Source organism: Ralstonia sp. 1B3, from assembly GCF_036631435.1.
The window spans coordinates 1-14399 of the sequence record NZ_JAPNUG010000034.1 but is presented as its reverse complement, the minus strand read 5'-3'; the positions used below and the strand labels follow the sequence as shown (position 1 = coordinate 14399).

The window sequence follows — 14399 nt, the reverse complement described above, 5'->3', positions numbered from 1 at the left end:
AAAAAACTCAATCAGATCTAAGCGCGATTTCACTCTTTATAGGGATGTGTGAGCAAATTGTGAACGTTATGCTTTGCCCCAGTTTGAAGCGCCATCTGCAAGATTCGAATCGGTAGTGCAGTGGCTTGAAAGGGAGCGCCATGAAGTTCGCCGTATTGACCTCGAACCCATCCAGCTTTGCCTACGTGGCGAGCTGTCTATCCACCCAGGAAGCGGAGTGCGTCCGCTTTGACGACGCGCTGTCGCTGCTGCGCGCGCCGCACGGAAACGTTTGATCTGTTGATGATCGACGCGCAGCACTTCCGCACTGCCGGGCAGCTCGTGCTGTCGTGGCGCGAGTGCAATGCCGACATGTGCTGGCCCACCCTGGTGTTCGGGCAGTTTGTCGACCGGGGGGACATGGCCTCGGCGTTTGATGCCGGTGTGGACGACGTATTGACCGGTCACTTCAGCGCCGAAGAGCTGCAGGCCCGCGTGCAGCGGGCGCTGCGCCGCGCAGAGCCGGTGCGCCAGAATGCCGGTATCAACGTCGTGGTGGGGCCATATCGCCTTTGCCGGCTGACCCGTACCGCCACCGTCAACAGCGTCCCCATTCGCATGACTGCGCGGGAGTTCGCGACGGCATGGCTGCTGTTCTCTTCGCCGGGTTCGTTCCTCTCACGCCAGCAGATCGCATCGGCCGTCTGGGGCGCGGACGCCAGCATCGTCGAGCGCTCGATCGAGCAGCACATCTACAAGCTGCGCAAGAAACTTCAGTTCGGCCCCGAAACCGGCGTGGAACTCAAGACCGTCTATGCACGCGGCTATCAGCTGGCCGTGCAGGCTGCCAGCAACGAGCCGACAGGCCCCCTCGCGCACACCATCCTGGCCGCGTGAGCGGTCTTTTGCGCAAACGATTGCGCGCCGTAGGGCAGACCGCGCCTACGGCGAATCTTTTTAGCGTTCGTTAATGAAAATCTTCAAGGCTGACAATTTCAGTACCGGCTTAAAAAACTCAGTGCCGGTTTAAAAACATTGCCTTGTTAATAATTACCGCGTTAATGATTTTCGCGGGCGCGGCTTTCACCGGCACATTGCTGGTATAACGCTGCCAATTCTGTCCGATTACGCGCTTGCAAACGCATCAGGATTTGGCGCACGTGCGACTTCACGGTTTCTACGCCGATATGCAGCGCCTGCGCTATTTCCACGTTGGACTTGCCGGAGGCTGCCTCACGCAGGATGTCGCACTGGCGTGGCGTCAGCACCGAGAACATAGCCTCCTTGCCCGCCGACCGGCCAGGCCCCTTCCGCCTCGATTCCAACATCCGCCCGAGCATGGCGTGCGCCTGCTCCAGCGTGACCGGCTGGGCCGGCGGATCTTCACCGGCGGCCTCGGCCAGCTCGGTCAGATCGACCAGGATCCCACCGTTCGGGGCACGCGAGACCTGCCGCACCGAGATCGTCAGAGGTGCCACCGCGTGCGCCCGCCAGGCGGCGGCCGCAGGAAAGGGAGAGAAATACCGGCTTTCAGCCGTGCTGTCGGCTGCGTGTAGCAGCACGTCGTTCTGGACCCGGGCGTTCATGTCGTCCTTCGCTCTTGTGGAAGCTGTTGCATCTGGATGCAGGGGCGCGCACGGATGGTGACCGCGGCAGCCTCTTACTCTCTCTGTGCAACGAGCGAGAAAAACCGGAACCCCGATCGCAACAATTTTTTCGCGGCGCACGCGCGCTCAGCGCGGGCCGATGCGCACCCACACGCCGCCAAGCTCCTTCACCTGAATGGGCAGCGTTTCGGCCAGCATCTGCAGGGCGCGGCATCCGCCGAGCGGGAACCGCCCCGTCACGCGCAGGCCGGCCACTTCGCGGTTCAATTCAATCAGGCCACGGTGGTAGGGGCGCAATGCGTCGATCACATCGGCCAGCGGCTGGTGTTCGACCTCGACCATGCCGCGCGTCCAGGCGGCTACGTTGCGCGCCATCAGCGCCAGTTTTTCGATGCCGCCGTCGGCCAGACGCCGAACCTCGCCTGCACGCGCCGTGGAAACGGCCCCCGCCGGCGTCGACAGTGCTGCGGTGCCTTCAAGCACGGCGACCTTCATCGCACCTTCAGGCTCCAGCGTTGCGCAGACCATGCCGCCCGTGCATTCCACCGTGCCCGCGCCAGACCACAACCGCAACTGGCCCGACGGCGACCCGGCAACGGCCAGGACGCTGCCGCTGCGCAGACGCACGTCGTAGCCGCGCACAACCGCGGAGGCGTCGACCGCGCTGCGTGCGTTCAGACGCAATTGATAACCGCCGACGAGGGTGAAATCGCGGCGCTCGGAGGTTGCCGTACGCATGTCGGCAGCCAGGTCGGACAGCGGGATCTCCCGGTCAACGAGAGCGGCAACGCCCAAACCCAGCCCGCTGAAGATCAGTGCGCGGCGCACATGCCGCATCGGCGCAGACGGCGCATCAAGCAACCGCCGCGCGGCGCGCCGGTGCGAGTCTGCGACGGACGGCAACGCCATCGAACCCAACGCGCCCTGCAAGCGTTGCACGGCGGCGGCGTGCGCGGGGTCGGCTTCCTGCCACGCGGCAAAGCGCTGGCGCTCCGTCTCCGAAGCCGTGCCCGAGCGAAGTACGACAAGCCACTGGATCGCCTGCTCGGCGATCCGGTCAGCAGCGCGTGCTTCACGATGCTTCGGCCAGGTAGCACAGGCGCATGGCCTGCGTCATGTATTTCTGCACCATGCGAACGGATACCTGCAGGCGCTCGGCGATCTCAGGGTATGTGAGGCCATCGAGCTGGCTATAGAGGAAGGCCCGGCGCGCCTTGGGCGCCAGCCCATCGAGTACGCGGTCGATGGAGGTGAGGGTCTCGAGGATCAACGCGCGCTCTTCCGGCGATGGCAACGTCGCCTGCGGTTGCGTGGCGGCCCACGCCATGTAGGCCTCTTCGAGATCGCGACGGCGCCAGGTGTCGTAGAGCAGGCGTTGCGCAATCGTTGTCAGCAAGGCGCGCGGCTCGCGGGTGTCTTGCCACCCTGGCGCTTGCAGCAATTGCGCAAATGCCTCCGCCGCAATGTCTTCGGCGCCAAAGCGACAGCCCGTCTTGCAGCCCATACGACGGGCGAGCCATGCATAGTGCTGTCGGAACCAGTCAGAGGCCAGTTCGGTAACTGGCTGGCAGGTTTGCGTCACGGTACCCTCCGCGAAAATCTGTGCTGGGCGTTCCCCGGTAAACAGCCCGATCCGGTGTGGGCAAAGGCCCCACCCAGATGTCGAGATTTTACCCACCGCTGATATTTCAGGTGGGCATTTTTCGCCCTATATCGCACTTTTTCGGTACCCCAGCCACATCCAGGAGCCCCTGCTGGCATCGTCTGGCAGTGCAACCCGGTTGCTGCAATGCGTTGCAGCGACGCCCGCCACGGCGCCCGCCCATGCCCTCCGAAGAATTGCCCCACCCCTTTCGACAACGATGCATTGCCCGCGCATGCCCTGCGCATCGGCACCCGCAACGTCTGGCTGGCTTATGACAGCTACGCCGATCCCGACATGCTGACGGCCTATGTCGAACTTGGGCCTCGCGACACGCTGGACGTCGCGTTGACGCTCAATCTGCTGCTCGGTCTCTGCCTGGAAGTGGAGGGCGCCGCACGCGGCAGTGTCGTGCGACACCCGCAAACCGGCCAGATGATCTATCGCTTCCGCTATGCGCTGGACGACGACCCCGAAGCGACGGATTTGCTCGATGCCATCGCCGCACTCACGGCGGAACTGGACGACGGCGCCGCGCCCACACGGTATTGAGACGCCGGAGTCACTCGTTTCGGATGCCGACGCAGCACTTCGGTGCCCGCAACGTCCGCCGGCCGGGGCTGGCTAGGCTTGCAAGGTTCAATTGTGCTTGGGCGGAACCGCGTTGCCCCGGCATGCAACCTCGGAGCCCTCGCGCATCATGAAGATATTCTCCCGCCACTCCAGAGCGACGCCTCCGGCACAGACGTCGTCCAGCACATCGGCATCGCAATCCTCGCAGCCATCGATGCCAAGCGTGCGCAAGACCTCGCAGTTGCCCAGCGGCCTGCGCGATCTTGCCGACATGGTGACGGCCAGCCGCCAAAAGAAAAGCGCTGCATCGCTTTCCAATGAGCAGCTCAAGGTTGAGCTGTCGAACAGCACCTTGAGTGGGCGTGGTACGCGCGCTGTGCACCGGGAAGCCAAGAAGCGTATTCGCGAGGGCAAACTGCAGTGGCCGCCCCAGCAGCCGGAGCAGCCCGAGCAGCCGCCGTTGTCTCCTCGTTCAGCGGGCGGGCGCAAGGCCGTCACGCGCCGCCGGATTCGCCGGTGTTCGACGTCGATACCGGCGCGCTGAACAAACCGCAGCTACGCCAGATGGCACTGGCGCTCAAGGATGCGCTGCCCAGGGTGCCGGTGGCGCTCATGCACTCGCATCCGAACAGCGACGGGCTGCTCGCCAAGCTCCAGCATCAGTTGAGCACCATCCAGACGATTGCCGCGGACGACACGCGCAAGGCGCCCCATGAAGTCGGCATGGCCGTGCGTGATGCATTTGCGTCGGCCGCCAAGACCGCGCGCCAGCTTGCCAAATCGTTGGGCAACCATGATCCGGCCGACGCCTACAGAGGCATCGCCGCGCTGCTCACCGAACTCAAGCGAACACACCTGAGCGGCAGCGCGCACGAGGTCATGAGCCACTACGCCGAGAAGGAGACGGCCAACCTCGAAGCCAAGGCTCCCGGCATCAGCACGGCAAAGCCGGGCTCCAACGTGAGCACCGGCACGTCGGGCGGCGTGGCAGTGTCGGCCTTCCCCACCAACCGCTACGCCGGCGCGCACGTGTCGGTGGAAGCGGGTGGCGGCAAGGGCCGCATCTACTTTGCCGACGACGACGGCGACGTGGACTACTGGCCCTCGGCACAAGCCTTTGCCAAGGTCGCGCTGGGCGGCAAGCTGGGCGAGTGGGCCGCCAAGCTCACGGGCCGGCTTGACCTGTCCGGCGGCAACGTCTTCCTCGAACACGATGATTTGCGCCAACTCGTCAAGCTCGTTGCCAACCACGATGCCAACCATGCCTGGGTCAAGTCCGCCGGGCCGCATGCGCGCCAGGCGATGCAGCAGTTGGAATCGTTGGCCAACCTCGTGTCTCACGCGCTGGGCCGCAACTACACGGAAGCTGCCGGCAAGCCCTACTTTCTGAACGACGCCAAGATTGCCAAGGGCTTCAACACCTTGAAGATGACGCTGCTGGCCGGCGCCATCGACCAGAAACTGGGCGGCGAGCACTTCAGCACGCTGATGAAGGCCGCGTATCCGCCGATCACCGACGTCGTGACGGACCGCATGGGCAGCGGACAGCCACTGCCCGCACCACCGAGACGCGACGTGCCCAATTCGGTGGCCTATGGCGACCGCATCCTGGCCTATCGCCAGGTGACGGGCAGCCTGGATGCCAACGTCGGCAACGAGACCCACGGGGGCACCAACCTGGAAGCCGGCGGCAGCTTTGATGTGAATCTGCGCGGGAACGTCGCGCAGTACTTCACGGAAAGCGCAGCCGCACCGCACACGCTGCTGGACCCCGGCTATCACAAGGATTACCAGTCCACGTTCAAGCTGCATCAGCAGCTCGATGCGGCCTGTGCCGAACCGCCGCCCGCGCAGCTCCATCTGTACAACGAGACACGCAAGGCACTGACGCAGGAACTGCATGCGGGCCCCGCGCTGCCCTTCACCGAAACCGAGCGCCTGCACTACGGTGAAGAAGCCAACATCCCCGCGCAGTTCCGCAACGCCATCACGCACGCCAGCCCCGAACAGCTCAATCACGCGACGGACCAGCTGGAGCATCTCATCGGCACGTATCTGCAATTTGCCAACCAGGCCGGCGCCGTGCTCGCCAGGAATGATCGCTTCATGCCTGCCAGCGAGCGCGGTACGTTGACCCAGCATCGAGAAGCCGCCTTCGCACACATTAACCAGACCGTGTGGCAGGGCCGTTACCCGCAGAAGGATGCGCTGGCCCACCCCGAAGCGTTCGTCTCCAAGAGCCACGCTGCCATCAGCCTGGCGCTGGGCTGCGTGGGTGCGCATATCTCTGTCGTCAAGCAGCAGATGGCGCAGCGCGAGGAGCACGGTACGGCTGCAGCCGAAGCCATCTTGACGGCGGATTCGATGTACAAGACCGCGCGTGAGATGCTGGACAAGACCTACCTGCCGCTCAAGAACTACGACGTGCAGAAGAACGGCCCGCTGAAAGACAAATCGCTGTGGCAGCGCTGGGATGCAGCACTGAAGGCAACGGTTTCCGGCGGCGCGCAGAGCAGTGCGCTCAACGCAATCGTCAACCGCTTCGGTCGGTCCACCGGCAAAGTGCAACTGGGGCCTTTCACGGGCTCCATCTCGGTCGGCAATGGCGCGGGGCAAATTTCGCTCACCGCCGAGGCACGCCTGATGAACGCCAATCATCAACCCAACCCCAGCCGTACGGGCAAGTTCCTGCAATTGACGTTCACAGCGCAGGGCAGTGCACCCATTACCGGCGCGATCCTCAACAAGGCCATCGAAGCGGCCATCGAGAAATTCGCGCCGAACATGCGGCTGCAGGACGAGAAGTTCGACCCGCATGAGTTGATCCGCCAGACGCAGGGGCTGCTGCTCAACGTGACCGACGGCACCAGCCTGGTCGTCAAGTTGCGTCAGGCGCCTGACGTACAGAATGCCCCGATGGAGCTCCAATACGCGCGCGTCCTGCGCAACAAGAACAGCGGCATGAGCCTGGCGATAACGGTCCCGACACCGCACGGCACGTTCACACCGTCCGTCTCTCATACGGACAGCACGCAGAGCTACGCAGGCGAGGTGATGGGCTCCGACACGAGCTACCTGATCATGCAGCACCCGTTTCTCGCCAAGATCGTCGACGCGGAAGCGCATCGCGAAGACGCCGCGCTGCGGCAGGCGTTCGATGCGAATCCGGTACAACGCGATCGCTATCTCGCCAACCCGAATCTGATGGCCGACGTGGTGGCGAAGTACGCAGCCGCCACGCAGGAGATCAACGCCGCGGCGGCTGAGAACCGCCCCGTCCAGATCAAGAACGAGTTCGTGCGCTATCACGCTGCGACGCCGTTCGCACGTGCGGCCCAGGTGTCGACGCAGGTGGCGGCGCACGCGCCGGGCTCCACCGCCAACGGCGAAGAGCTGTTCAAGCTGGCCGAACCGCTAGCCAAGCCGATCGACGTGAGCCACCTCGACGTGAACGCGATGCGAGCGCGCCTGCAAGCCATGACCACCATCGAGGAACGCGCGGACTATCTGTGCGACTCCAACCAGGGCCGCCCGCTGCTCGACGCGTTCTCGAAGATCATCGGCAACACGCGCGCAATCAACTCGGCCGCTCTGTTCCATACCGAGGAGCGCAACATCGGCATCCAGTCGCTGGTGCGCAACCCCAAGGCGCTGCAACGCGAGAACAACCGAACGCAGGCTGCACTCCATGGCAAACCGCAACCGTCGGGCACCATTGGCCAGCTGCGCATGCGCCTGGAGCCGGCCAAGGCATCGGTCAAGCAGGCGAAGCTGGCCGATCTGCAGCGGCTCGCTGCCATGAACCTGCCGATCAGCCAACAGGCACAGCAGGAACTGCAACGCCGCAAGGCGCTGCTCGGCAACGCATTCCCGACCGAAGAGGGCCCATCGGAGACGTAAAGCCCGCGGAAGGCACGCTCTGCAGCCAGCCCAGGATGCGCCCGGGCTGGCTTTTTTTGCCCGGCAAGCGTCCTGCTGTGCTGCCGTAGGCGCACAAGACAAAGGCCGGCATCAAGCCGGCCCATGGGAACAACATTGAACAGCGGTGCTAGCCGGCGTGCAGCCACTCGCGCGCGACAGCAACGTGCCGCTGTGCGACACCTTCCCCAGCCCTGACATAGCGCGCGACGTAGCCTTGCAGCGGCGGCCAGGCCGCGAGCTTCTGAACGGCTTCGTCGATCGACCCGCCGGCCGCGCCATATTCGAGCAATGCTGCAAACGCCTCCGCGCGTACCATGCGCGCGGCCGCATCTTCCGGCAGCTCGGGCTCGCGCAAGCGCTCGCCCACCAGCAACGCCATCAGCACGTCAAGCGGCAGACCCTCTTCGTCCAGGCAACCCAGCGCATAGCGTTCTTGCGCTCTCTGGAATACGGCGCTGCGCAGCGCTGCCATTTCGCACAGGCCATCCACCAGCAGGCCGAGACGGCGGCTGTCGCGGTAGGCGCGCACGGCGTCGGGTGCGATGGCGTTGATATAGCGTTCCATCCAGATACACAGGGCATCGCTGCCATATTCGGCGTCATAGGGCTGCAGGCGCGCACGCCACTCCTGGCGCAGTGCCGTCCAATCCGGCGCAATGCCGGAGCCGGCTGTCGCAACGGTGGCAGCTGCGGGGCGCAATTCGGCCAGCCGTGCCGACAGATGCGCCGGCACATCGACACGGCATGCCGCCGGCAGCTCGCGAAGCGCTTCGGGCAGGCCCGACAATGCGTAGCAACCGCGCAAATCGAGGTGTGTCAGCTGCGTCAGGTTGCCAACGGACGCAGGCAAGCTGCGCAGCGATCCGCAATCGCGCAGGCGCAGCGTACGGAGTTGCGTGCAATGGCCAATGCCTTCCGGCACGGCGACGAGACTCGCCATGCCGGAGGCGTCGAGATGACGCAGCTTGCGCAGTCGCCCAAGCGATTCGGGCAGTGCCGTGATGGCGCAGTTCTCGCGCAGGTCCAGACGCTCGAGTTCGGCCAGGTTGCCGAGCGTGTCTGGCAAGACAGTGAGCAGAGGGTTGCCACGCAACTGCAGCTCGCGCAGCTGCGCAAGCTGGCCAAGGCTGATGGGCAATTGCACGAGCAGCTTGTTGGATGCCAGCGTCAGCGTTTGCAACGCAGCCAGCGCACCAAGCTCCACGGGCACGATGCGCAGATCCGTGCCCTGCAGCACCAGCCGCTCCAACCTCGGCAGCTGCGACAACGACGACGGCAGCGCACGCAGCGGCGAATCGAGCACGACGATCTCTTTCAGTTGCAACAGCTTGCCCATGCGCCCCGGCAACGCCGTCAACCGTGGGTTGCGAGCGAAATGCAGCGCGCTCAGGTTGACCGGCAAACCGCCGGACGCCGGCCACTCAAACAGATCGCAATCGTGAACGGTCAGCCGCTCCAGCTCTTCGGCAAGGCACAGAGCCGCCGGCAGCCGCATCACCGGAATACCGTCGAGCACGAGGTGCCGGCTCTTCTGTTGCATGGCCAGCAGCATGCGCGTGGCGGCCAGTGCCAGACCCTGCTCCGTGGGCCGCGCCGTGTCGGTCAACAATGGGCCGCTATAGCGGTGCAGGCGACGCGCCATCTCTTGCTGCCATCCGGCCACCGCCTCGCATACGGACAGCCAGCGGCTGGCATCGGTCGGCGGAATGGGGGCCCGCAAGCCGTGGCCCTGCGGCATGGCTTGCTGGATGCGCTGCGCATCGCGCGCCGCGCCTGCGCGTTGTTGATGCTGCGCGCGCGAAGTCGTCGGCGCCGGCTGTCGGTCATGGTGCGGTACCGACACGTGGAATCGGTTCGCGGCAGGCGACGGCTCGGCGTGCCCGGTTCGCACGCGCTGCAGCGCGCGCCGCAATGCGCGCGACAGCTTTCCGGTGACCGAGACACCGGCGTCCGCCGCATCCGGGTCGGCGCGGGTCTGTGCGACGGTGTGGGGCAGCATGGGGACACTACCGTAATGTGATTGCATGATGGGCCCAAGAAGATGAGTGGCAGTCAGCGGCGGGCAACACGCCCTTTCCGCCTGTTTGCTGATCGTATGGACCCCCGCACAACCCGGCCCGTGGCAGGACGAACCCGTTGCGCCCACAGCGAACGGTCATGCCAACGCACGCTGTCGACACGGTTTCGCTGCAGGCCCGCCTAGTTCGCACAGCCCGCGCGCACCACCGCGCAGCCATTTCTATGATGCGCGCATGCTCGTTACCGGAGATTCGCAATGCATGCCCAATCGTCTCGCATCATGGCCGCGCGGGAGCGTCGCGCAACCACCCATGCCGTACGGCCCACGCGTCGCGAAACGTATCGCACCTGGCGGCAGCAACGCCTGCAACAACGCCACCCCATGACGCGCGCCTGCGCCGGCAGGCAAGAGCATGCGGGGGCGTAAGCGTTACGCCGCCGCGCTGCGCCGGGGGCTGGTGTTCGCCGTCGCACTGCTGGCTTGCCTGCCCGCTGCAGCCCTGGCCGATTGCATCGACGATGCCGCCGCTTATCACGGCGTCAACGCGCAAGTCCTGCGCGCGATCGGGTATCAGGAATCGCACCTGAACCCGCAAGCGCACAACCGGAACCGCAACGGCAGTGAAGACCTGGGCATGTTCCAGATCAATACGATCCACCTGCCCGAACTGTCGCGCTACGGCATCGGCCGCCAGATGCTCTATGACCCGTGCGTCAGCGCCTATGTGGCCGCATGGCATCTGGCGCGAAAGGTGCAACTGCACGGCAACAGCTGGCATGCCATCGGCGCCTATCACTCCGAGTCGCCAGGGGAAAACGGCATCTATGCGCGCGCCGTGGAAGGCATCCTGACCCGCAAGCTGGCAGCACGTGCGCCGTTGCCGCTTGCCGGTCAAACCCGAGCACAAGAGGCTGCGCCGCAACCACAGCAGGATGCCGCCAAACCCATGCGCCCGGTGGTTCTCAGGCATGCGGCCGATCAGACCTCCGAGCACAGGACGCATGCGCGGACGTGCCGACGGCCGGGGCAGATGAGCACTGGCTCGATGCGATGCTGACGAGCCTGAACCAGAGTGCGAGCTTGCGGGATCGCTTCAGCCGCTAAGCGCATGCGTCATTGCCGGCTGGGGCCGACCCCGCTCGGGCTTCGGGTGACGCCTTCAGCACCAAGTCCGGAACCGGCACGCCGCCCGAACTCTGAATTTTTCTCAACTGCCCCGACGTCGGCGCCGGCACTCGGACGAAACGCTCTATCCTTCCCGACCACCCCCCAAACCAATAACTCGGGTGTCAGCAATACAAGGGGAGCAATCAAAATGAAAAAGCAATTTCGTGGAGGAATTGCGCATTGGCCTGCGCGGCAGTCGCTGGCTGCGGGCGCAGCGGCAGCGCTGTGGGCCTGCATGCCGGCTGGGCACGCAGTTGAGCTGGGCGTGCTGCATCTGCATTCGAACATTGGCCAGCCGCTGGATGCGGAAATCGAGTTGACAGGGTTGCGCCCGCACGACGCTCAAACGCTTGTGCCGCAACCCGGGAACCGCGAAACCTACCTTGCCGCCGGCGTGCCTTACAGCGCAGGCGCGACTTCGTTGCGGACGAGCCTGGTGCAGCGGCAAGACGGCGGCTATGCCGTTCGCGTGTACTCCACCGCGCCGCAAATGGACGCCATTGCGGATATCGTCGTGCGTCTGGCAGCGCCGGGCGGAAACATGCTGGCGGCGTATACGGTGCTGCTCAGCCCGCCGGGCGCGGCGAGCGCACCTACCACCTTCCTGCAGGCCCAACGCAAAGTCGCGCCCACTTCCGCGGTGTCTTCGCCTGACGGTGCGCCGGCACGACGCGCCGAGAAGCAGGCAGCGACAGCTGCAGCCTCTCCCGCTGCAAGCACGGCGACCGGCAGTCAGCCAGACGGTGCGCGTCCCTTGTCTTCGGCCGCCACCTTTCCTGCAGGTGAAGACGGCGGGCGTACCGAAGCGGCTTATACCGTCAAGGCGGGCGACAGCCTCTCGCAGATCGCGCTCGGTGCCGTGCAAAACAGGGCGGACGTATCTGCCGAGCAGACCGCGCTCGCGTTTTACCGGGGCAATCCGCGCGCTTTCATTGGCGGAAACATCAACCGACTGCGCGTCGGCGCCGCGCTGCGTGTGCCGTCGGCCGAGGAAATCACCGCGGTGGCAAGGAGCGAGGCCGAACGCCAGATCCGCATGCTGACGCAGGCGGTGACCACCGAGCCCGGGGCAAATGCGAACCCTGCTGCCGGCAGCCGGCCGACTTCTGCACCAGCCAATGCATCCGACAAGGACGCGCTGCACATTTCCGCTTCGGGCACGCAAGAGCGCGCAAAAGTGGAGCAGCTCAACGAGGAATTGGTTGCGGCCAGGCAGGCGATCCGTGAACTCGAATCGCGCCTTGCGCAAGTTGAGCAGAATCTGGCGGATATGCGCCGGCTCGCGGCCTTGAAGAATGCGCCGGCGCCGGCGCCGGCAGCGGCAGCGGCAGCGGCAGCGGCGGCACCATCCACAGAGAATGGCGATGCGCCACGTGTCGCGCTCGAAAGCCACAGCGCGACTCCCGCCGACGATGAAGCACTCTGGAAGCGCGCCGAGATCATCGGTCCGGCCTCGGGTCTCTTGTTGGCTGCGCTATCGGCCGCGTTCATGTTTTACCGAGTTCGCATGCGCAAGGTTCAATCTGCGCTGGCCACGATCTACACCCAATTCAACGAACACGGGGATCCGCTGACCGAACGCGGCCATCGCGGCAAACGTAAGGGCGACGCTATGCCATCCCGGTAAATCGGTGGGGGAACCGCCACGCATGTGGAGGAAAACCCGCACCCAGAGCCGTTTTCGTCAAGGCACGGCTACAGATTCAGGAACCGGTGCCGATCTACAACGAGCCCTTGCATTTCCAGCGAAGCATCGAAGCGAGCGTGCGCAAGAACGGTCAAGCGTTTGCGTCACATCGCCCGGTTTGGCGTCCTATCAGAAACGGTCTATACGGCGGCGCAGAAGACACATGCCGCGCCCCCATCGCTGGGGTTGAGAGGCCCACCACCCAAATCTGATCGTTGTTTGCCCAGCACCGAGCCATGCCGTTCGCACGCCCTCCGCTTCTGAAAGCCATTCCAATTTGCCTGATCCTGGCCGCATGCGGCGGTGGCGGCGACGATGCGGCCTCCACCCCGCCACCGAGCGCAACGCAGCCGGTTGCGCCGATCGGCTCGCCGGTCAGCCCGGTCAGCCCCGTCACCCCCATTGCTCCAGCCTCTTACACCATTGCGGGAACGGTCACGGGGTTGCTCGACTACGGCAGCCTCACGTTGCTGAACAACGGTGCGGACCCGATCGTCCAGGCCGCAGATGGCGGTTTCAGCTTTCCGGTCCCCGTCGCGGCGGGGGCGCCTACGCTGTCTCGGTCAGCGCCAAACCGCTCTGGCAGTCTTGCTCCGTTGCAAACGGCACGGGGCTGGCCAACGGCGATGTCAATGGCGTGAGCGTCAACTGCGCGGTCGCACAGTCGATGGTGTCGACCATCGCCGGGTCCACCACCGCCGGGTATGCCAACGGTACGGGATCGGCTGCGTCGTTCCGCCAGCCGAGCGGTGTTGCGCGGGACGCCTCGGGCAACCTGTATGTGGCCGATTACGGCAACCACGTCATTCGCAAAATCGCGCCGGGTGGCGTCGTAACGACTTTGGCGGGCACAGGCAGCCCCGGCCATGTCGATGGCATGGCGGGCAGCGCCAAGTTCGCGACGCCCGTCGGCATTGCCGTGGCCGCCAGCGGGAACATCTATGTGACCGAGTTCTACGGTAACGACATCCGAAAGATCACGCCAGGCGGCACGGTCACGACGCTTGCCGGTTCGGCCACTGCGGGCAGTTCCGATGGCGTCGGCGCAGGCGCCTCGTTCAACAACCCGCTGGGCATCACGGTTGACGCCGCCGAGAACGTCTACGTGGCGGATTACAGCAACAACATGATCCGCAAGATCACGCCGGCCGGGGTGGTGACAACGCTGGCCGGCACGACCACGGCGGGCAGCGACAATGGCGCGGCCGCCCTCGCCACCTTCAATGGCCCGTCGGGCATCGCGCGCTCTCCGTCCGGCACGCTGTATGTGGCGGAGTGGTTCAACAGCGATATCCGGCAGATTTCGCCGGCAGGTATGGTCACGACGCTGGCGGCCCGGCGCGACAGGGAGTGATGACGGCGTGGGGACTGCGGCGACGTTCTCGCTGCCGGTGGGAATCGCGATCGGCACCAACGGCGTGCTGTATGTCGCCGACGACGGCAACAACCTGATCCGCATGGTGACGCCGGCAGGCGTGGTCGCCACCCTGGCCGGCTCCCTCAATCCGGGAAGCACCGACGGCGCAGGCAACACCGCGATGTTCAATCAACCCGCCGGGATCGCGGTCGACACGAGCGGCAACCTGTATGTTGCCGATCAAGCCAACAACCTGATCCGCAGCGTCGCGCCCAACCCATAGACGTACGGCGTGCTGCTGCCTGTTGCGTTCGCTGCGCACGTCCTCAACCTTCGGATGGCCCCGCAACCAAAACGCATCGCGCCCGGCGTAGCGTGGCCACGCCGAGCGCTGTGAAGCACAACCGGGACACCGAATGCCCCGGCCAGCAACCTCACTCACTGCA

General features: G+C 65.2%; 14 protein-coding genes. 10 read left to right on the top strand and 4 right to left on the bottom strand.

Going from position 1 to position 14399, the window contains the following annotated elements:
* Positions 1-140: 140 nt before the first annotated feature.
* Together OWR21_RS12615 and OWR21_RS10195 are read left to right on the top strand one after the other, a co-directional pair.
* Positions 141-275, top strand: coding sequence for a hypothetical protein (locus OWR21_RS12615; RefSeq protein ID WP_442968617.1), 135 nt, complete (start codon positions 141-143; stop codon positions 273-275).
* 7 nt (positions 276-282) lie between these two features.
* The gene (locus tag OWR21_RS10195; protein ID WP_442968616.1) at positions 283-876 is read left to right on the top strand and encodes a response regulator transcription factor; all 594 of its coding nucleotides are present in this window, start codon (positions 283-285) and stop codon (positions 874-876) included.
* A 161-nt stretch (positions 877-1037) separates the two neighbouring features.
* Here the strand turns inward: OWR21_RS10195 and OWR21_RS10190 are convergent, their stop codons facing one another.
* Genes OWR21_RS10190 through OWR21_RS10180 form a run of 3 tightly spaced genes read right to left on the bottom strand, consistent with a single transcriptional unit; the run spans position 1038 to position 3168 of the window.
* A complete protein-coding gene (locus OWR21_RS10190; protein WP_332395151.1) occupies positions 1038-1706 on the bottom strand; it encodes a response regulator transcription factor in 669 nt (222 codons plus the stop codon).
* A 6-nt stretch (positions 1707-1712) separates the two neighbouring features.
* On the bottom strand, positions 1713-2624 hold the full coding sequence (locus OWR21_RS10185; protein ID WP_332395172.1) for a DUF4880 domain-containing protein: 912 nt from the start codon (positions 2622-2624) through the stop codon (positions 1713-1715).
* A gap of 34 nt (positions 2625-2658) precedes the next feature.
* On the bottom strand, positions 2659-3168 hold the full coding sequence (locus tag OWR21_RS10180; RefSeq protein WP_332395150.1) for a sigma-70 family RNA polymerase sigma factor: 510 nt from the start codon (positions 3166-3168) through the stop codon (positions 2659-2661).
* Positions 3169-3453: 285 nt separating this feature from the next.
* On the opposite strand from OWR21_RS10180, the gene OWR21_RS10175 reads away from it, so the two are divergent.
* From OWR21_RS10175 to OWR21_RS10165, 3 genes are all read left to right on the top strand, one after another.
* Positions 3454-3780 carry a hypothetical protein gene (locus tag OWR21_RS10175; protein ID WP_332395149.1) on the top strand — a complete coding sequence of 109 codons (327 nt, stop codon included), beginning with the start codon at positions 3454-3456 and terminating at the stop codon, positions 3778-3780.
* Positions 3781-3928: 148 nt separating this feature from the next.
* Positions 3929-4345, top strand: a complete 417-nt coding sequence (locus OWR21_RS10170) for a hypothetical protein (RefSeq protein ID WP_332395148.1) — start codon at positions 3929-3931, stop codon at positions 4343-4345.
* Complete coding sequence (locus tag OWR21_RS10165) at positions 4318-7701, top strand: type III effector protein (RefSeq protein WP_332395147.1); 3384 nt, start codon at positions 4318-4320, stop codon at positions 7699-7701. Before OWR21_RS10170 ends, OWR21_RS10165 begins: the two co-directional genes overlap by 28 nt.
* 148 nt (positions 7702-7849) lie before the next feature.
* Here OWR21_RS10165 and OWR21_RS10160 read toward each other — a convergent pair whose 3' ends face one another.
* Positions 7850-9721, bottom strand: a complete 1872-nt coding sequence (locus OWR21_RS10160; protein ID WP_332395146.1) for a leucine-rich repeat domain-containing protein — start codon at positions 9719-9721, stop codon at positions 7850-7852.
* A 433-nt stretch (positions 9722-10154) separates the two neighbouring features.
* Between OWR21_RS10160 and OWR21_RS10155 the strand changes: the two genes are divergently transcribed.
* From OWR21_RS10155 to OWR21_RS10135, 5 genes are all read left to right on the top strand, one after another.
* Entirely contained in the window at positions 10155-10799 is a 645-nt protein-coding gene (locus tag OWR21_RS10155; protein WP_332395145.1) for a lytic transglycosylase domain-containing protein, read from the top strand.
* Between the two features lie 51 nt (positions 10800-10850).
* Positions 10851-12536: a type IV pilus assembly protein FimV gene (locus OWR21_RS10150; protein ID WP_332395144.1), complete on the top strand. Its 1686-nt coding sequence runs from the start codon at positions 10851-10853 to the stop codon at positions 12534-12536.
* Positions 12537-12832: 296 nt separating this feature from the next.
* On the top strand, positions 12833-13237 hold the full coding sequence (locus OWR21_RS10145) for a hypothetical protein (RefSeq protein WP_332395143.1): 405 nt from the start codon (positions 12833-12835) through the stop codon (positions 13235-13237).
* A gap of 29 nt (positions 13238-13266) precedes the next feature.
* Entirely contained in the window at positions 13267-13950 is a 684-nt protein-coding gene (locus OWR21_RS10140; protein ID WP_332395142.1) for a hypothetical protein, read from the top strand.
* Positions 13862-14236, top strand: a complete 375-nt coding sequence (locus OWR21_RS10135; protein WP_442968615.1) for a hypothetical protein — start codon at positions 13862-13864, stop codon at positions 14234-14236. Before OWR21_RS10140 ends, OWR21_RS10135 begins: the two co-directional genes overlap by 89 nt.
* Positions 14237-14399 lie beyond the last annotated feature (163 nt).

Excerpts from the sequence above, each read along its gene's own strand:
- OWR21_RS10170 (WP_332395148.1), top strand. The coding sequence starts at position 3,929 with ATGAAGATATTCTCCCGCCACTCCAGAGCGACGCCTCCGGCACAGACG.
- OWR21_RS10150 (WP_332395144.1), top strand. The coding sequence starts at position 10,851 with ATGCGTCATTGCCGGCTGGGGCCGACCCCGCTCGGGCTTCGGGTGACG.
- OWR21_RS10160 (WP_332395146.1), bottom strand. The coding sequence starts at position 9,721 with ATGCTGCCCCACACCGTCGCACAGACCCGCGCCGACCCGGATGCGGCG.
- OWR21_RS10135 (WP_442968615.1), top strand. The coding sequence starts at position 13,862 with ATGTGGCGGAGTGGTTCAACAGCGATATCCGGCAGATTTCGCCGGCAG.
- OWR21_RS10155 (WP_332395145.1), top strand. The coding sequence starts at position 10,155 with ATGCGGGGGCGTAAGCGTTACGCCGCCGCGCTGCGCCGGGGGCTGGTG.
- OWR21_RS10195 (WP_442968616.1), top strand. The coding sequence starts at position 283 with ATGATCGACGCGCAGCACTTCCGCACTGCCGGGCAGCTCGTGCTGTCG.
- OWR21_RS10145 (WP_332395143.1), top strand. The coding sequence starts at position 12,833 with ATGCCGTTCGCACGCCCTCCGCTTCTGAAAGCCATTCCAATTTGCCTG.
- OWR21_RS12615 (WP_442968617.1), top strand. The coding sequence starts at position 141 with ATGAAGTTCGCCGTATTGACCTCGAACCCATCCAGCTTTGCCTACGTG.